Annotated in this window: 17 protein-coding genes; 7 read left to right on the plus strand and 10 right to left on the minus strand. The window is 59.0% G+C overall.

The genetic code is table 11. The features are described from left to right. Positions 1 to 105: 105 nt before the first annotated feature. The 5 genes from AC2FFP_RS10420 to glyA all read right to left on the minus strand — a co-directional run bounded on the left by AC2FFP_RS10420 (position 106) and on the right by glyA (position 5,612). Positions 106 to 528, minus strand: a complete 423-nt coding sequence (locus AC2FFP_RS10420; protein ID WP_496767749.1) for a universal stress protein — start codon at positions 526 to 528, stop codon at positions 106 to 108. Between the two features lie 81 nt (positions 529 to 609). Further along, the gene (locus tag AC2FFP_RS10425) at positions 610 to 1,980 is read right to left on the minus strand and encodes an alanine/glycine:cation symporter family protein (protein ID WP_170415306.1); all 1,371 of its coding nucleotides are present in this window, start codon (positions 1,978 to 1,980) and stop codon (positions 610 to 612) included. A 25-nt stretch (positions 1,981 to 2,005) separates the two neighbouring features. After that, positions 2,006 to 2,950 (minus strand): lipoyl synthase, encoded by a 945-nt coding sequence (lipA, locus tag AC2FFP_RS10430; RefSeq protein ID WP_496767747.1) that lies wholly within the window; start codon positions 2,948 to 2,950, stop codon positions 2,006 to 2,008. Between the two features lie 14 nt (positions 2,951 to 2,964). Continuing rightward, on the minus strand, positions 2,965 to 4,347 hold the full coding sequence (gene lpdA / locus AC2FFP_RS10435) for a dihydrolipoyl dehydrogenase (RefSeq protein WP_496881012.1): 1,383 nt from the start codon (positions 4,345 to 4,347) through the stop codon (positions 2,965 to 2,967). A gap of 11 nt (positions 4,348 to 4,358) precedes the next feature. Beyond that, entirely contained in the window at positions 4,359 to 5,612 is a 1,254-nt protein-coding gene (gene glyA, locus AC2FFP_RS10440; RefSeq protein ID WP_496767743.1) for a serine hydroxymethyltransferase, read from the minus strand. A gap of 147 nt (positions 5,613 to 5,759) precedes the next feature. On the opposite strand from glyA, the gene AC2FFP_RS10445 reads away from it, so the two are divergent. After that, positions 5,760 to 6,362, plus strand: coding sequence for a helix-turn-helix domain-containing protein (locus AC2FFP_RS10445; protein ID WP_058273647.1), 603 nt, complete (start codon positions 5,760 to 5,762; stop codon positions 6,360 to 6,362). Positions 6,363 to 6,430: 68 nt separating this feature from the next. Here the strand turns inward: AC2FFP_RS10445 and AC2FFP_RS10450 are convergent, their stop codons facing one another. From AC2FFP_RS10450 to AC2FFP_RS10470, 5 genes are read right to left on the minus strand one after another with little or no spacing between them, the layout of a single operon-like run. Next, positions 6,431 to 6,814, minus strand: a complete 384-nt coding sequence (locus AC2FFP_RS10450; protein ID WP_496881013.1) for a carboxymuconolactone decarboxylase family protein — start codon at positions 6,812 to 6,814, stop codon at positions 6,431 to 6,433. 17 nt (positions 6,815 to 6,831) lie between these two features. Then, complete coding sequence (locus AC2FFP_RS10455) at positions 6,832 to 7,572, minus strand: sulfotransferase-like domain-containing protein (protein ID WP_496881014.1); 741 nt, start codon at positions 7,570 to 7,572, stop codon at positions 6,832 to 6,834. 24 nt (positions 7,573 to 7,596) lie between these two features. After that, positions 7,597 to 8,415: a hypothetical protein gene (locus AC2FFP_RS10460; protein ID WP_496881015.1), complete on the minus strand. Its 819-nt coding sequence runs from the start codon at positions 8,413 to 8,415 to the stop codon at positions 7,597 to 7,599. A gap of 18 nt (positions 8,416 to 8,433) precedes the next feature. Then, entirely contained in the window at positions 8,434 to 9,522 is a 1,089-nt protein-coding gene (locus tag AC2FFP_RS10465) for an aromatic ring-hydroxylating oxygenase subunit alpha (RefSeq protein WP_496844499.1), read from the minus strand. Beyond that, entirely contained in the window at positions 9,519 to 10,406 is an 888-nt protein-coding gene (locus AC2FFP_RS10470; protein ID WP_496767733.1) for a MurR/RpiR family transcriptional regulator, read from the minus strand. The genes AC2FFP_RS10465 and AC2FFP_RS10470 overlap by 4 nt, the downstream gene beginning before the upstream one ends. Before the next feature lie 68 nt (positions 10,407 to 10,474). Here AC2FFP_RS10470 and AC2FFP_RS10475 point away from each other — a divergent pair, with 68 nt between their 5' ends. The 6 genes from AC2FFP_RS10475 to AC2FFP_RS10500 all read left to right on the plus strand — a co-directional run bounded on the left by AC2FFP_RS10475 (position 10,475) and on the right by AC2FFP_RS10500 (position 17,161). Further along, entirely contained in the window at positions 10,475 to 12,928 is a 2,454-nt protein-coding gene (locus tag AC2FFP_RS10475; RefSeq protein WP_496881016.1) for an FAD-dependent oxidoreductase, read from the plus strand. 17 nt (positions 12,929 to 12,945) lie between these two features. Beyond that, complete coding sequence (locus AC2FFP_RS10480; protein WP_496881073.1) at positions 12,946 to 14,010, plus strand: alcohol dehydrogenase family protein; 1,065 nt, start codon at positions 12,946 to 12,948, stop codon at positions 14,008 to 14,010. After that, entirely contained in the window at positions 14,007 to 14,585 is a 579-nt protein-coding gene (locus tag AC2FFP_RS10485; protein ID WP_496844503.1) for a dimethylsulfonioproprionate lyase family protein, read from the plus strand. The genes AC2FFP_RS10480 and AC2FFP_RS10485 overlap by 4 nt, the downstream gene beginning before the upstream one ends. Positions 14,586 to 14,673: 88 nt before the next feature. Then, a complete protein-coding gene (locus AC2FFP_RS10490; RefSeq protein WP_496844504.1) occupies positions 14,674 to 14,958 on the plus strand; it encodes a cupin domain-containing protein in 285 nt (94 codons plus the stop codon). Further along, complete coding sequence (locus tag AC2FFP_RS10495) at positions 14,955 to 16,061, plus strand: mandelate racemase/muconate lactonizing enzyme family protein (RefSeq protein WP_496881017.1); 1,107 nt, start codon at positions 14,955 to 14,957, stop codon at positions 16,059 to 16,061. The genes AC2FFP_RS10490 and AC2FFP_RS10495 overlap by 4 nt, the downstream gene beginning before the upstream one ends. Further along, the gene (locus AC2FFP_RS10500; protein ID WP_496767718.1) at positions 16,058 to 17,161 is read left to right on the plus strand and encodes a mandelate racemase/muconate lactonizing enzyme family protein; all 1,104 of its coding nucleotides are present in this window, start codon (positions 16,058 to 16,060) and stop codon (positions 17,159 to 17,161) included. The genes AC2FFP_RS10495 and AC2FFP_RS10500 overlap by 4 nt, the downstream gene beginning before the upstream one ends. The last annotated feature ends 1 nt before the right edge of the window (position 17,162 follow it).

Raw genomic sequence — 17,162 nt, forward strand, 5'->3', positions numbered from 1 at the left:
ACAGGCATCTCCCAACCAGCAAAATCAACAAGCTTACCCCCCAACTCAACGTGCAAGTCATACAAGGGGGTGCGTTTTAAATCGGTCATTTCCTCAACCTTTCAATCAGCGAGATTGGTCACGAACGACCATGACGGTGCAATGCGCGTTGCGTACGACACGGGCGAGGTTCGGGCCAATTTCATAATTCGGGAAATCGCCTTTGGTCGACGCCATGACGATCAGATCAAAGCCGTCCTTGTAGGCCAGCTTCAGGATTTCGCGGTAGACGCTGCCTTCTTCGATGTGAATTGCAACGTCGGAGGCATTGGCATGATCCAGAACGGCCTGAACCGCATTACGCACGTGCTCTTTGGCACCGGCGCCATAGTTGGCGGGCAGGTTCGGCAGCTGGATGATCTCGGGAATGACGGCAACCGCATGCAGTTCAGCACCGTAGAACTTTGCTTGTTCCAATGCGGTCGGCAGGGCCAATTTCCACGAGCGTTCGTCAGTGTGGTCAATAGGCAGCAGGATTTTCGTGGCCATCACGTCTCTCCTCGAGATATGGAATTCTGTTTGAATGCGGGGGGCCGACGCGGCCCCCCCCCGTTTTCTTTTGGGGCCGTATTACTCGGCAGGTGTTCCGCCCGGTTCTTCGGACTTGCCACCCGAGGCAAAGAACTCTTTCGTCAGTTTGAAGACGATCGGGCTCAACAGGGCCAGGGCGATCAGGTTCGGGATGGCCATCATGGCGTTCAGCGTATCCGCCAACAGCCAGACAAAGCCCAGATCCGCAGTTGCGCCGAAGTAGATCGCGACGATCCACAGGATGCGGTAGGGGAGCAGGGATTTGACACCCAGCAGGAACTCGACGCATTTCTCGCCATAGAACGACCAACCCAGGATGGTGGTGAAGGCAAAGATCGACAGCGCGATTGCGATCAAGTGACCGCCGCCCGGCAGAGAGGTCGCAAATGCCAGTGAGGTCAGGGCAGCGCCCGATTCACCCGAGGTCCATGCGCCTGTCGAAATGATCGCCAGACCAGTGATCGAGCAGACGATGATGGTGTCGATGAACGTACCGAGCATCGCGATCAGGCCCTGGTTGACCGGACCTTTGGTCTCGGCTGCTGCGTGTGCAATCGGAGCCGAACCCAGACCGGCTTCGTTCGAGAACACGCCCCGTGCCACACCAAAGCGGATCGCGGCCCATACGGCTGCACCTGCGAAACCACCTTCGGCCGCCGAAGGAGTGAAGGCATAGGTGAAGACCAGCGACAGCGCGTTGCCAATCTCGCCAATGTTGATGATCAGAACCAGCAGGCCGGCGATGATGTAGGCAATTGCCATGGCCGGAACCAATTTACCGGCAACCGCACCGATGCGGGTAATGCCACCCAGAATAACGGCTGCGGTCAGCACCATCAGAACAACGCCAGTGACCGAGGTGTTCACGCCGAAGTTCGATTCCAGAACCTGAGCAACACCGTTGGCTTGTACGCCGTTACCGATGCCGAAGGCCGCGATTGCGCCGAACAGGGCAAATGCTACGCCCAGCCAGGCCCATTTTGCGCCGAGGCCGTTTTTGATGTAGTACATCGGGCCGCCAACAAAGTTACCGAGCTCGTCTTTTTCACGGTATTTCACCGCGCAGACAGCCTCGGCATATTTGGTGGCCATGCCCACCAGGGCGGTCATCCACATCCAGAACAAGGCGCCCGGACCGCCCAGGAAGACAGCAGTGGCCACACCGGCGATGTTACCCGTACCGATGGTCGCCGACAGCGAAGTCATCAGCGCGTTGAACGGGCTGATTTGTCCATCGCCCTGACCCTCACGGCCTGCAAACAAAAGCTTGAAGCCTGTGCCAATGCGCAGGATCGGCATGAATTTTAGCCCTACCTGCAGAAAGAAGCCGACGCCAAGGATGAGGACCAGCATTAGCGGCCCCCATACGACGCCATTGATGGCTCCTACGATTGAATTTAACGCTTCCATGGTTTCCCTCCCATTTGCGTTTGGTTTATGCCCCGTTGGCGATGGCCCGCTGGCGGGCCTGCTTGAGGGCGGCAAAATCTTCGTCGGCGTGGAACGAGGAACGTGTCAGCGGCGTCGCCGACACATGCAAAAAGCCCTTGGACCTTGCGATCTGTTCCAGTTGGGCGAACTCCTCCGGTGACCAGAACCGGTCAATCGGGTGGTGTTTTGGTGTCGGCTGCAGGTACTGACCCACGGTCAGAAAATCGACCTGTGCGGCGCGCAGGTCGTCCATCACCTGTCGAACGTCGTTCAGGCTTTCGCCCAGCCCAACCATCAGGCCGGATTTAGTGAAAATCTCGGGGTTGGCGCGTTTCGCATCGTCCAATAGGCGCAGAGATGAGTAGTAGCGCGCGCCGGGGCGCACCGTCGGATACAGGTGCGGGACGGTTTCCAGATTGTGGTTGAACACATCCGGGGCAGCATCGAACACCACATCTGCAGCAGTGCCTTTGCCCAGAAAGTCGGGGGTCAAAACCTCGACCGTGGTTTCGGGGTTTTGATGACGGACAGCGCGGATTGTCTGGGCGATATGTTCGGCTCCGCCATCCGCCAGATCGTCGCGGTCGACGGATGTAATGACCACATGGCGCAAGGCCAGCTTCTTCACAGCTGCCGCGACGCGGCCCGGTTCAAACACGTCCAGCGCATCTGGGCGACCGGTGGAAACGTTGCAGAAGGAACAGCCGCGCGTGCAGACCTCGCCCATGATCATCATGGTGGCGTGGCGCTTGGACCAGCATTCGCCAATATTGGGGCAGGCGGCCTCTTCGCAGACCGTTGCCAGATTGTGGTCGCGCATCAGGCGACGGGTCTCGTAATATTCGGGCCCGTCGATCTTTTTCTTGCGAATCCACTTCGGCTTTCGCGGGATGACACTGTCGGCCTTCTTGGCCTTTTCCGGGTGGCGGGTGCGAAGCTGGATGGTCATCTGGCTGTTCCCTCTCAGGCGTGGATTGCTCGGCCCATGGCGTCGAGGCAGGCTTCCTTGACGGCCTCGCCCATTGCCGGATGCGCATGACAGGTTGAGGCGACTTCGCCGACGGTTGCGCCCTTGGTCATGGCCAGAACCAGCTCGGCGATCAGGTCACCGCCATGTGCGCCGCAGATATGCGCGCCCAGGATATTGCCATTTGGGTCGGCCAGTACTTTGACGGCACCGTCCGTCTCACCGGTCGAGCGCGCACGTGAGTTGGCCATGAAGGCAAACTTGCCAACCGAATATTCGGTGCCAGCCTCTTTCAGTGCTTCCTCGGTCAAACCGACCGAGGCGACTTCGGGGTCAGTATACACAACGCCCGGAACGGTGTTGTAATCCACATGACCGGCTTCACCTGCCAGCATCTCGACACAGGCGACGCCGTCTTCTTCGGCCTTGTGGGCAAGCATCGGGCCGGGGACACAATCGCCGATCGCATAGATGCCGGGAACCGAGGTGCGGAACGACCTGTCCACCTGAATAAAGCCGCGCGGGTCGAGGGCTATCCCCAGATCTTCCAACCCAAGCCCGCGCGTTACGGGGCGGCGTCCGACGGCGATCAGGACCTTGTCAGCCTCGATCACCTCTTCCTTGTCTTTGCCGACCCGGTCCAATTTCAGCGTCAGTCCAACGTTGGTCTTGTCGATGGTTTTTAGGGCGCGTCCCAGTTGGAACTTCAGGCCGCGCTTTGACAGAGCACGCTGCGCAAGTTTCGCGATCTCGCCGTCAATTCCGGGCAGAATGCGATCCAGATATTCGACAACCGTGACCTTTGCACCCAAACGGGACCAGACCTGCCCAAGCTCCAACCCGATAACCCCGGCACCGACGACAACCAGATGCTCGGGTACAGCGTCCAACGCGATTGCTCCGGTCGAGCTCAGGATGTCCTGCTCGTCAATCTCGATCCCGTTCAGCGGGGTTGGCTCGGAACCGGTGGCGATCAGGATGTTTTTGGCTTCATAAACATCGTCGCCAACTTTGACCTGCCCGTCAGAGGGGATACTGGCCCAGCCCTCGATCAGATCGACGCCGTTTTTCTTGAACAGAAACGCAATGCCCTTGGTCAGATCGCCGACGATCTTGTCCTTGCGACCCATCATCGAGCTCAGATCGATGCTGGCCCCCTCGACAGCAATGCCATGGGAGGAGAGATGTGCAAGCTCGGCATATTTGGCCGAGGAGGTCAGCAACGCTTTGGAGGGTATGCACCCCACATTCAGACAGGTTCCGCCAAGCGAACCGCGGCCTTCAACGCAAGCCACTTTCAGTCCCAGCTGTGCAGCGCGGATCGCTGCAACGTATCCGCCGGGTCCGCCCCCGATGACGATTAGGTCGTAGATGCTCATTTCGTGGTCTTTCAGTAGATCGGATAGCTGGCGCAAAGCGCGCGGACTTTTTCGCGGGTTTCGGCTTCGATCGTCGCGTCGCCTTCCGGCGACTGGGCCAGAGCGTCCAGCACATCACCGATCAGGTGACCAATCTGTTTGAACTCTTCCGGTCCAAAGCCGCGGCTGCAGCCTGCAGCGGTTCCCAAACGGATGCCGCTGGTCACGGTAGGTTTTTCCGGATCGCCCGGCACGCTGTTTTTGTTGCAGGTGAACCCGGCACGCTCCAACGCGGCTTCTGCGTCTTTGCCTGTCACGCCCAGCGGGCGCAGGTCGACCAGCATCAGGTGGTTTTCGGTGCCACCCGAAACGATGTCACATCCCCGTGCCATCATAACGTTTGCCAGCGCAGAGGCGCTGTCCACGACGCGCTGCATGTAGCTCTTAAAGTCTGGCTTCAGCGCTTCGCCAAATGCGACGGCTTTGCCGGCGATCACGTGCATGAGGGGGCCGCCCTGAAGGCCGGGGAACACGGCGGAATTGATCTTTTTCGCCAATGCTTCGTCATTGGTCAGGATGATCCCACCGCGCGGACCGCGCAGGGTTTTATGTGTGGTCGATGTCACGATATGTGCGTGGCCGACGGGCGAAGGGTGCAGACCCGTGGCGACCAGACCAGCGATATGGGCCATGTCTGCCAGAAGCCAAGCGCCAACCTCATCCGCAATGGCGCGGAAGCGTGCAAAATCGATCTTTTGTGAATAGGCGGACGCGCCTGCGATGATCAGTTGCGGCTTTTCGGCTTTTGCCAATTCTTCGACCTGATCATAGTCAATCAGACCGGCATCGGTCAGGCCGTACTGAACCGGGCGGAACCACTTGCCGGATTGTGCTGGTTTGGCACCGTGCGTCAGGTGGCCACCTGCATCCAGTGACATGCCCAAGATCGTGTCGCCGGGGCTGAGCAGGGCCAATTTGACGGCGCCGTTGGCCTGCGCGCCCGAATGCGGCTGAACGTTTGCGTATTCGCAGCCGAACAACTGTTTCAGACGGTCGATGGCCTCGGATTCAACTTCGTCTACAAATTCGCATCCGCCATAGTAGCGACGGCCTGGATAGCCTTCGGCGTATTTGTTGGTCAGGACTGACCCCTGTGCGTCGATCACAGCTTGCGAGACAATATTCTCGGACGCGATCAATTCGATCTGTTCAGCCTGACGTTTGCCTTCTCGCGCAATTGACGCAGCGACCACCGGATCTGCTTCGGTAAGCGACGTTTTGAACATGGTTTCCTCCTCAGGCACCGAATCCTCAGTACGAAATTTTGTTTCCAATAGTGGAATTCGTGCAGTTAAAGCAACATATATCTCACATTTGTGAAGTTGTGTGGTTTGAGGGAAATCTGTAACCTCTGGTAAAACAGGGAGATTTTTATGGGCGACGAGACGCGCGGTGATGTTTCCTCACCGGAAGATCAGGACGAAGGTGAGGTTCTGGGGCGTTCCATCCGCGATGCGCGACGTGCAAAAGGCTGGACTTTGGAGGAAGCCGGACGCGCGGCGGGAATCGGTCGGTCCACTTTATCGAAGATCGAAAACAACCAGACGCGGCCAAGTTTCGACATCGTGCGCAGGCTGACGCAGGCGCTGGATATGAGCACGCCGCAGCTGTTTCTGCAGTCCGGGCAATCGGGGATTTCGGGAAGGCGCGACTTTACTCCGAAAGGTGAAGGCGAGATAAAAAGCACACCGACCTATTTGCACGAATTGCTGTGTCCCGAGCTGACCAGCAAGCGGATGCTGCCTTATATCGCGACAATCAAAGCCCGCGACCTGTCAGAGTTCGAAAACTGGATTCGGCATACGGGCGAAGAGTTCATGTATGTCATCAGCGGAGAGCTGATTTTTGTGTCAGAGCATTACCGCCCGCTGCCGATGAAGGCTGGTGACTCGCTTTATTATGACAGCGGGATGGGGCACGGGTGCATTTCGACCAGTGAGGAAGATGCGAAAGTGCTGTGGGTGTCACTCGAATAAGCACGACGTACAAGGCATGAATAAAAGCGGCCCCAGCGGCCGCTTTTTTGGATAAGACGGTCACCGGGTCAGGTGTGGCCCAGTACCTTGCGGGCAACGCGGAAACACTCCAGCGCTTGTGGGACACCACAGTAGATGCCAATCACGTGGATGATGGCTCGGATTTCCTCGGGCGAGACGCCGTTGTTGATCGCGCCTTTGCAGTGGATTTCCCATTCATGCATTTTCCCCAACGCGCCGATCATGGACAGGTTCATCATCGACCGCGTCTTGGCGTCGATCACGTCATCGCCCCAGCCAAATCCCCAGCACCAGGCGGTCATTGCCTCTTGGAACGGACGGGTAAAGTCATCCGCTGCCGCCAAATTCTTTTCCACGTATTCCGCGCCCAGCGTGCTCTTGCGCTGTTCAAGGCCTTTCAGAAACAGGTCCTCGTCAAAAATGTCTGCCATGTCTTCTCTCCGGTGTATCAGCCCGTCAGGCGATGTTTATACAGGTGGTCGTAGTGGGGTTTCATCCGGCGGTACACCTGTTTGACCCGATCCGGCGCGTCCGAGATCGAGATATGTTTGCGGGGTTGCGGAGCCAACCCCGTCGAATTGGCCAGATTGGCGTGGAACGACCCGCCATCCCACCAAGAATGGGCGGAAGGGTCGCCACCGGGTTCCCAACTCAGCGCTTCTTCCAGAAACGAAATACCGACCGCGTCGCAAAACCGTTCGGTCATGGCGTGCGGGTTTTCCAGCAGGTCATCACTGTCGATGACCGGTGGAGGCGTGCCGTTCAGGGCAGTAACCAGATCGAACAGGGCACGCTGTTCAGGAAAGCCGACTTCACCTTCGGCGAAGTCGGGCCATTGTTTGTACATCGAGGTGATCGTTTTTGCCGGGTCGCGGATCAGGAAGGCGTGGTTGAAGTTCGACAGGAACTCGGCATTCCATATGTGATTGATGTAATGCGGGAAGTCCTTGATGAAGACAGGCCTCTTCTGCGCACGAGCCTGAATGTCGGACCACACTGTCTCCAGTGTTAGGCCCGGCGTCGTCACATCCCCCGGTTTGAACCTGTGCCACAGCGGGTCTTCGCCCTGATACCACGCCTCGCCAAAGGGTTCGTGCAGACAGTCCAGATCCCCGCGCTGCCGCATCATCCATTCAAAAGCAGTGGACGTAGAGCGGGGCACCGCCCAGAGCGCGAGGACTTTGTTCATGTCGATGATCCTTTGAAGTGAAGTTTATAGCCGCCCCAGAAGTTCTCCGTGCGGTGTTTCTGGTGCGAGGCTGAGGGATTTGAAGATACGCCAGTACAGCGCGATGTCATGACCGATCACCGGTTTGCCAAGCGCGGCCTCAAGCGTATCCGCCAGATGCAGGGGGCGCTGTGGCAGGCCATTCGGCCCGGTGCGGAAATTGCACATGCCGTTGATCAGGATCGCATCGGCCTGCGGGGCCTGCTCGGCCACGTATTCGAAGCTTTTCATCGCGATATCACCGTCAAAAACCCAGCGGTAGGAATTGACCTCCTCCTGGCTGCTGAACCATCCCTGATCATGGAAATTTCCGGCGTAAAGCACGTCGAACCCGGCTTCTTTCAGAAACCCGACTGTGCCCTGCCACCATTCAGGCCAGTGGTAGGCCGCGTTCAGGGCGACCTTTTCAACATTCATCTCGCGCAGCGCTTCGACCATGGCGTAACCGGCCATGTGGAACTGTGTGCCGTACTTGTCCGACAGATCCGCGCAATGCTGCCGGACCCCTTCGACGCCTAACCCACAGGCGTGGACCCAGTTCGAACCGACCTGCCCGCAAACATCGACGCCGTTGCGGGACATACAATGGACGAAATCCTCGAGCATGCCAAAGTTCTGTTTCCGCTGGTTCAACCCGTGCACGTAGTTCGGGACGTGCAGCATCCAGCCATGCACACCGACCGTTTCAGGGCACATGCGCAGAAAATCCGACGGCGCCGCGTCAAAGTCGAAGGGCGGGCTGGTAAAGCCGACCTGATAGGGAAACAGCTTGTGTTCGGGGCGCCAGTCTTCAGGCATCAGCATGGGCGGGTCACCTCATCACTAGTCCACCGCCTCGCGCATCCATTGCTGCAAACGGGCAATCGAGTGTTCCGACATCACACCACAACCCGGGTCCAGCACCAGCGGACCGGGGCGGTAGCCGCGGGATTTCAGGCCGCGATGGACGCTTTCAACCAGATGGATGTCTTCCTCGACTGTGGTTTCACGGTCCTGTACAGCCAGTTGCCGGATCACCGCACTTTCCGAGCCGCCCTCGGTGTACCAGCCGCGCCAGACGGTGCAGTGATCGGCATCAATGGCGCGCCAGTGATAGGTGTTGAGCACATTGCCCGGGTAGCACTGGAACGAGAACATCGGCCACAGGAACCATGACTGGTAGTCGCCGGCATGCGGCACCGAAAGGTCGATCGGGTAGGTCATCTTGTCGAGGCTTTGGCATTCGGTCGTATGACGCAGCACGTAACCGCCGCCTGCATCGGGTTGGATGTCATAGGTCTCAGGTTTGACCACTCCTTCGGCAAAGGTCGGGTGGTTGGTCGGGCAGTGATAACACTCCGAGTAATTCTCGATACTGACTTTCCAATTGCAGTTTTCCGGGATTTCGACCCATTCCAGCGGTTCCAGATCGTCAATATGAGGGACAAAGGCGCGGATTTCCTCGCGCACGCCGGGGTACCATTCATCCATCGGCGCGGCGTCATCGTCGAGATTGACGAAGATGAATCCGTTGAACACCTCGGTCCGAACCGAGGTCAAGCAGATGGCGCTGCGGTCAAAGCCGGGTACAGATTTGATGTTCGGCCCGGCGCGCAATTGACCGGACAGCTCATAAGTCCAGGCATGATAGGGGCAGACCACGACTCGAGTGTTGCCTGCGCCCGTCACCATTTCATGCGCGCGGTGCTGACACACATTGTAGAATGTTCGGATTTCCCCGTCGCGGCCGCGAATGCAAAAAAGGTTCTGTCCAGCAATCTCGAAGGCGAAGTAATCCCCTGTCTCGCGCACCTGGGCGACGTGACCTGCAAATTGCCACGTTCGGGCCAGTAATCCCTGCATCTCTTGCTCGAAGATCGCTGGGTCAGTGTAATACCGGGCGTCCAGTGAATGCGTCAGAGGTGCGTTCATTCGGGTTCCTCCGCGTAGAGGCCAAGCTGGTGGCGGCGTTGGTGAAATCGTTCTACCCGCTCGACGATCTCATCGCTGGAAACGGCAATCACAAAGGACAGCAGCGTTTCCAGCAAGGCGATGGTCGAAACCGAGGACGGAAAGAACTGTGGTGTGTCGGCGGCAACGACAAAACCGTGTTGTGCGTTCAGGATCACCGGGCTGGCCGGGCTGTCTGAAATGCCGATGACGGTCATTCCCTGTTGGCGCGCCAGTTTGATCGCGTCGATCACTTCGGTGCGGTAGGGATGGCAGGTGATGGCGATCAGTACGTCCTGCTGGTCAGCCCATGCCAGATCATCCACCGGAGTAGAGCCGGGACGCGGGATAGCGTGGAACTGTTTCATGCCGGTTGAAGCCAGATAGGTGAAATTGCGTGCGTTCGAATTGTTGACGCCCACACCCAGTGTGAAAATCTGGCGGCAGTTCCAGATATCCTCGGCGGCGGCCTTCAGGCTTGCGGCGTCAATCCCGGCAAAGGTTTCTTCGATATTGCGGATCGCGGCGCCGATCATATCGGCATAGAGGCCGCCCAGTTCCCCTGACTTGCCGATGTCCTGCAACCAGCGGGCGCGATCAGGAAATGACACTCGTCCCTGCCGGATCGCATCCCGGAACGGGGCGCGAAAATCTTCGTAGCCCTCGAACCCCACCTGCCGCGCCATGCGGACAAACGTGTTGGGTTTGACTTTCGCCGCCTCGGCGATCTCTCGCACGGTAGAAACTCCAACATCGGTTGGGTTTTCCAGCACGTAACGCGCGGCCTTCTGCGCTTCGGGCGTAAGGGCGTCCCATTCCTCGGACAGGCGATCCAGAACAGTTGATGATACATTTGTGTCATTCATGATTGACGATGGTACATTTGTGGAATTAGCCTGTCGAGCAGAAACGCGACTCGGGAAGAGGAAAAATCATGTCCGAGAAGAATCTGCCGTCGCATGCCCGCGTGGTGATCGTGGGCGGAGGTGTCATGGGAGTCGGTCTGGCCTATCATCTGGCGCATGAAGGATGGGGCGACGACACCGTCCTGCTTGAAAAGGCCGAGCTGACCAGCGGCAGCACCTGGCACGCCGCTGGGCAGATCACGCATTCGACGTCCAGTTTTGGGTTGGGTAAATGCGTCGACTACAACATCAGCTTGTATTCTGGCCAGCTAGAGGCCGAAACCGGCCAGCCGGTGACGTGGCATGGCTGCGGATCGTTCCGTCTGGCCTATACCGAGGACGAGATGGACTGGTTGCGTCACACCCTGTCTGTGGGCCGGTCGCTGGGGTTCAACATTGAGCTGGTCGGACCTGAAAAGGTGGCCGAACTGCACCCGTTCTACAATCTCGAAGGCGTGTTGGGTGCACTGCACACGCCTGATGACGGGCATGTGGACCCGACCAACGTCACCATGGCAATGGCAACTGGAGCGCGGCAAAAGGGTGTACGCATCTTCCGCAACTGTCGCGCCACCAACATTACGCAGGCCGAGAATGGCGAGTGGGTGGTAGAGACCGCACAGGGCACCATAACTTGTGAGCATGTGGTGAACGCTGGCGGCACCTATGCCCGTCAGATGGGCGAATGGTCGGGGCTGCAACTGCCCATGACCTCGATGACCCACCATTACTTCGTGACCGAGCCGGTGCCCGACTTCCAGAATCTGGACAAGGAACTGCCCGTGATCCGCGATGACCGCAAGGTCTCGGGCTACATCCGGATGGAGCAGCAGCGCGGCCTGATCGGGATTTACGAAAAAGAAAACCCGAACTCGGTCTGGCATGATCATTGCCCCTGGGAATACGAGAACTGGCTGTTCGATGCGGATTACGACCGGGTGATACCCTGGCTTGAAGAAAGCCTGAACCGGATGCCGATCTTTGCTGATCTGGGCATTCAACGTGACGTGCATGGGGCGATTTCGCACCCGCCCGACGGCAACCCGCTGATCGGGCCAGCGCCGGGTGTTCGGAACTATTGGTGTTGTTGCGGGACGCAGATCGGCATCGGCTGGGGGCCAGGTCTGACCCGCGAACTGGCGCGCTGGATGGTGCATGGGGCGGCCGATATCTCGATGCGCGAATTCGACCCGCGCCGGTTTGGGGCGTATGCCACCAAGGATTGGCAGGTGATCAAGGCCGAGGAAGACTACTGCCTGCGCCATGAAATCCCTTTCCCGCATTTCAATCGTCTGGAAGGCCGCCCGATCAAGCCATCGCCGCTGTATGAGCTGCTGAACTCCAAAGGCGCGGTGCATGAAGAGGTCTATGGGTTCGAACGCCCCCGCTGGTTCGCGCGGGATGGGGTTGAGCAGCACGATCACTACTCCTTCCGCCGCACACCGGCAGACGACATGGTCGCGGCTGAAGTCAATGCGGTGCGCGAACAGGTCGGCATCATGGATGTCACCGCTTTCACCAAGGTCGAGGTTTCGGGTCCAGACGCCCACGCCCTGCTGGACCGGTTGACCGCCAATCGGATGCCGCAAAAGGTGGGCTCGATCACGCTGACCCATATGTTGAACCGACGCGGGCGGATCGAATTGGAAACGACGATTGTCCGCAAGGCCGAGGACCGCTTCTACCTGGTCTGTGCGGCCTTCTTTGAACAGCGCCTACTGGATCATCTGGCACACGAGCGTGCCGGTGAGGATGTACAGATTACCGCGATGTCCACCGACTGGTCGGCCTTGTCGCTGAACGGTCCCCGGTCACGCGACGTACTGTCCCGCTGCACCGATGCCAATCTGACCAATGCCGGGTTCCGCTGGCTGTCCGCGCAGGAGATCACCATCGCAGGCCACAAGGTCTGGGCCTTCCGCATGTCCTATGCAGGTGAGCTGGGATGGGAACTTCACATGCCCAATGCCGCCTGTCTTGACGTCTACAACGCGCTTTGGGCCGCGGGTGAGGCGCATGGCATCACCGACTATGGCAGCTTTGCCATGAATGTGATGCGGATGGAGAAGGGGTTCAAGGGCGCGGGCGAGCTGACCAACGAGGTCACCTTGGCCGAGGCTGATGTGCTGCGCTTTGCGCGTACGGACAAAGAGTATCTGGGCAAAGACAAAACCCTGAACACTGACTTGCCGTGGGTGTGTGCCTATCTCAAAATTGAGCCGGATGGTGAAATTGATGGCCACGGTGGAGAAGCGGTGATGCTGGATAGTCGTGTCGTGGGTTCAACAGCCTCGGTCGTCTATGGGCACACGGTCGGCAAGATCCTGGCCTTTGCGTACATCAAACCCGAGGCTGCTGCCCCTGGCACCGAGTTACAGGTCGTGATTCATGGCCAACCCCGCGCGGCCTATGTTCTGGGCGAACCAGCCTATGATCCGCAAAGCCTGCTGCCCCGCACCGACGCTATTTTGGAGACTGCATAGTGAGCTTGCCTGACAAAATGAAGGCCATGGTCACGATGGGCCATGGCGGCTTGGAGCAAATGGTGCTGCACAAAGACTGGCCGCGCCCGGATCCCGCGGCCGGCGAGGTGTTGATCAAGGTCGCAGCCTGCGGGCTTAACAATACCGACGTCAACACGCGATCCGGCTGGTACTCAAAAACCGTGACCGATGCGACGACAGGCGACGCGTTCGAGGAAGTCAGTGACGAGGATCCTACCTGGGGCGGCGCGCCCATCACTTTTCCCCGGATCCAAGGGGCTGATATCTGCGGGGAAGTCGTCGCCGTGGGAAAAGGCGTCGACCCCGGGCTGATCGGTCAACGCGTCATCACCGATGGATGGCTGCGCGACCCGTCTGATCCGGGCAATAAGGACAAAACCGGCTATTTTGGCTCGGAACGGGACGGTGGGTTCGCTGAATACGCCACGACCCTGGCGGTTAACGCGGTGCCGATCCGGTCCGACCTGTCGGATGCCGAACTGGCCACGTTCTCGTGTTCCTATTCGACCGCCGAGGGCATGCTGACCCGCGCCAACGTCACCGACGCCGACACGGTTCTGGTGCCCGGAGCCTCGGGCGGGGTGGGCGGTGCCTTGGTTCAACTGGCCAAACGCCGGGGTGCACGGGTGATCGCGATGGCGTCGGATGCCAAACACGAAGACGTTGCCGAACTGGGTGCCGACAAAATCTTGTCTCGTGCCCCGGAAAATCTGCGCGCTGCACTTGGCGATGAAAAGGTCACCGTTGTAGCCGATGTGGTTGGTGGCCCCTACTGGCCCAACCTGACCGACGTTCTGGAGCGCGGCGGGCGGTACACCTGCTCGGGCGCGATTGCCGGGCCCATGGTCGAATTTGACCTGCGCACATTCTACCTGCGTGACCTGACCTTCACCGGCTCTACCGTGATTGATCCGCAGGTGATGCGTAACATCGTTCAGTATATCGAGGCCGGTGAGATCAAGCCCGCCCTGGCCGCGACATTTCCGCTGGAAGAGTTGCGCGAAGCGCAAGCCGCTTTCATTACCAAGCAGCACACCGGCAACATCGTGGTGATCCCATGACGATGGACGACGTTCTCGAAGCTGCCCGACAGATGCATCAATCACATCCTGAGCTTTCAGAATTCGGAGCCTGGCCTGATGACCTGACGCCAACGGATCAGGAGCCAAACCAAATCCCTGCCGTCGAACTGATTCAGCAAACTGACTTCGCGACCGGGCACGCAACGCGATCCCTTTCAGACGCGATCAGGGCAACCGCACATCTGGCGCAGTGGAAACACACCTATACGGAGGAAGAGGTCGGCGCCGATTTCCTTAGTCGCTATGGCTATTACGAGCTATTCGGTCCGACCGGGCATTTCCATTCGACCCAAATGCGGGGCTACGTCGCCTACTGGGGGGCGGGCCTGAATTATGATTGGCACAGCCATCAGGCCGAAGAACTCTATCTGATCGTAGGCGGTGGGGCGATGTTCCGCGTCGAAGAAGACGAGACTTACGTCGGCCTCAATCAGACACGACATCACTGCAGCTGGCAAAGCCACGCCATGACAACAACCGACGAGCCAATTCTGGCTTTCGTTCTGTGGCGAGGACAAGGATTGAACGACTTGCCACAAATGGATGCGGCATGAAAACCATTCCGATACCTATCTGGCCATCCCAATGTGGGCATGCCTGTGTTGCGAAATGGCCCAGTATCCCGATTGAGGAGTTCCGTCTATGAGACCGCAAGCCGAAGCCACTCAGATGATTGATGACGCCCGCGTGCGTGTGACGCGATTTGACTTTGCACCAGGGGCCGAAACGGGATGGCATCGCCACGCAATGGACTACGTCATCACCGCCATAACCGATTGCCATATGCGGCTGGAACTGCCCGATGGATCGGTCAATGAAGTAACGGTTGCTGCAGGAGTAACTTATCGTCGCGACGAGGGTGTCGAACACAACGTGATCAATGCCGCGTCCGCGCCGATGACCTTTGTTGAAGTGGAACTGAAATGAAAATCACTCGTCTTTCAGTCTACCATGTCGACCTACCGCTTGAGCATCCCTACTGGTTGTCTGGTGGCCGGCTGAAGTTCGAAGTGCTGGATGCAACGTTGGTCAAAGTCGAAACCGATTCAGGTCTGACCGGTTGGGGCGAGGGTACCCCGTGGGGCCACACTTATGTTCCAGCCCACGGTCCGGGTATTCGCGCCGGGATTGAAACGATGGCACCGTTCATTCTGGGCCTTGATCCGCGACGGGTGCTGGACGTCGAACGGGCGATGGATATCGCTCTGCCTGGCCATCTTTATGCCAAAAGCCCCATTGATATGGCTTGCTGGGATATTGCGGGTCAGGCGGCGGGCCTGCCGATCGCCGATCTGATGGGCGGCGGGTCTCGCACGCCGCGCCCGATTGCCTCGTCGGTCGGAGCGAAGACCGTCGAAGAAACGCGTGAAGTGATGGAGCGCTATCGCAGCCGCGGCTACGTTGCGCATTCGGTCAAAATCGGTGGAGATGTAGAACGCGACATTGCGCGCGTCCGTGACGTGGAAAGCATCCGACGCCCCGGTGAGATCGTCCTTTATGACGTCAACCGTGGCTGGACGCGGCAGCAAGCCCTGCGGGTGATGAGCGCCTGTGAGGACCTGAATGTGATGTTTGAACAGCCCTGCGAGTCGCTGGACGATATCGCCGCGATCTCGGGCCGCCACGCCTCACCCGTTTCAGTGGATGAAAGTCTTGTGACCCTGCAAGATGCCGCCCGCATTGCCCACGAAGGGTTGGCTGAGGTGTTCGGAATAAAACTGAACCGCGTCGGCGGCCTGACTAAGGCGGCGCGGATGCGGGACATCGCGTTGGCGCATGGAATCGACATGTTCGTGATGGCCACCGGTGGTTCGGTTCTGGCCGATACCGAGGCGCTGCATCTGGCGGCGACAATTCCGGATGAAAATTGCCACGCCGTCTGGGCGTGCCAGGACATGATCACCGTCGATGTTGCTGGCGGGCGAGGCCCCCGCAATATCGACGGCCACCTGCACTTGCCGGAAACGCCGGGACTTGGCGTGCAACCTGCCGAGAATGCGTTGGGCGATCCTGTCGGGGTCTACCAGTGAAGATCACCAAGATAACGCTTTGGTCCGTCGACCTTACCAGCCACGAGACCTATCATATGGCCGAGGGTAAGACCTGTGCGACCGTGATCTCTCATATCCTGAGCCTTGAGACGGATACGGGCCCACAAGGTTGGGGCGAGGTCTGTCCGATCCCGCATTACCTGCCAGCTTTTGCGGGCGGAGTGCCAAGCGCGATTGCTGAGATGGGTCCCGAGATCTTGGGCATATCCCCTTACGGGGTGGACGCGCCAATGCGTAAGCTGGAAGGTTTCCTGCAGGGACATCGCTATGCCAAGTCCATAGTCGACATCGCGCTTTGGGATTTGTTCGGGCAGGCAACGGGCCAGCCGGTCTATGCGTTGCTGGGTGGGCGGACGCGGAAGGACATGCCGCTGTATCACTCGATCACTTGCATCGCGCCAGATGACATGGCACGGATCGCCAAGACGGCTTTCCAGACCGGCATTCGCCAGTTTCAGGTCAAGCTGGGGGTCGAAGGCGACTGGCAGGCCGACGCCGAGCGTTTGACCAAAGTGCGTGAGGCCGTGGGACCGGGGCCTTTGGTCTATGGCGACTGGAATTGCGGTGCATCACGCCTGCACGCCACGAGAACGGGCCGGGCGGTGGCGCACTTGGATGTGATGCTGGAACAGCCCTGCAAAACGCTGGAGGATTGTGCCGCGGTTCGACGGGCCACCGGCTTACCTATGAAGATAGACGAGAACGCCCATGATCTGGCGTCGCTGCGGCGCGCATATGAGCTGGGCTGCATGGATGCTGTCGCTTTGAAACTGTCGAAGTTCGGCGGTTTGTCGGCCATGCGCCGGGCGCGCGATCTGACCGTGCATTTCGGGGCCGAGATCTGCGCCGAATGTACCTGGGGCTCGGATATTGTCACCGCTGCATCGCTGCATTTTGCGGCCTCGACCCCGCACGGGTCGCTGATGAACACCTGCGACCTGTCATCTTATGTGGCGCCTCGCATTTGCCCCGACGCACCAAACCGTGAAAACGGCCGGATTGCCCCGCCCGAAGGACCGGGGTTAGGTGTTGTGCCGGACCCAGAGGTTCTTGGCCCACCAGTATTGGAGATCGTTTGAG

The sequence above is a fragment of the Ruegeria sp. YTSC004 genome (genome assembly GCF_059609805.1).

Excerpts from the sequence above, each read along its gene's own strand:
- AC2FFP_RS10420 (WP_496767749.1), bottom strand. The coding sequence starts at position 528 with ATGGCCACGAAAATCCTGCTGCCTATTGACCACACTGACGAACGCTCG.
- AC2FFP_RS10425 (WP_170415306.1), bottom strand. The coding sequence starts at position 1,980 with ATGGAAGCGTTAAATTCAATCGTAGGAGCCATCAATGGCGTCGTATGG.
- lipA (WP_496767747.1), bottom strand. The coding sequence starts at position 2,950 with ATGACCATCCAGCTTCGCACCCGCCACCCGGAAAAGGCCAAGAAGGCC.
- lpdA (WP_496881012.1), bottom strand. The coding sequence starts at position 4,347 with ATGAGCATCTACGACCTAATCGTCATCGGGGGCGGACCCGGCGGATAC.
- glyA (WP_496767743.1), bottom strand. The coding sequence starts at position 5,612 with ATGTTCAAAACGTCGCTTACCGAAGCAGATCCGGTGGTCGCTGCGTCA.
- AC2FFP_RS10445 (WP_058273647.1), top strand. The coding sequence starts at position 5,760 with ATGGGCGACGAGACGCGCGGTGATGTTTCCTCACCGGAAGATCAGGAC.
- AC2FFP_RS10450 (WP_496881013.1), bottom strand. The coding sequence starts at position 6,814 with ATGGCAGACATTTTTGACGAGGACCTGTTTCTGAAAGGCCTTGAACAG.
- AC2FFP_RS10455 (WP_496881014.1), bottom strand. The coding sequence starts at position 7,572 with ATGAACAAAGTCCTCGCGCTCTGGGCGGTGCCCCGCTCTACGTCCACT.
- AC2FFP_RS10460 (WP_496881015.1), bottom strand. The coding sequence starts at position 8,415 with ATGCTGATGCCTGAAGACTGGCGCCCCGAACACAAGCTGTTTCCCTAT.
- AC2FFP_RS10465 (WP_496844499.1), bottom strand. The coding sequence starts at position 9,522 with ATGAACGCACCTCTGACGCATTCACTGGACGCCCGGTATTACACTGAC.
- AC2FFP_RS10470 (WP_496767733.1), bottom strand. The coding sequence starts at position 10,406 with ATGAATGACACAAATGTATCATCAACTGTTCTGGATCGCCTGTCCGAG.
- AC2FFP_RS10475 (WP_496881016.1), top strand. The coding sequence starts at position 10,475 with ATGTCCGAGAAGAATCTGCCGTCGCATGCCCGCGTGGTGATCGTGGGC.
- AC2FFP_RS10480 (WP_496881073.1), top strand. The coding sequence starts at position 12,946 with ATGAAGGCCATGGTCACGATGGGCCATGGCGGCTTGGAGCAAATGGTG.
- AC2FFP_RS10485 (WP_496844503.1), top strand. The coding sequence starts at position 14,007 with ATGACGATGGACGACGTTCTCGAAGCTGCCCGACAGATGCATCAATCA.
- AC2FFP_RS10490 (WP_496844504.1), top strand. The coding sequence starts at position 14,674 with ATGAGACCGCAAGCCGAAGCCACTCAGATGATTGATGACGCCCGCGTG.
- AC2FFP_RS10495 (WP_496881017.1), top strand. The coding sequence starts at position 14,955 with ATGAAAATCACTCGTCTTTCAGTCTACCATGTCGACCTACCGCTTGAG.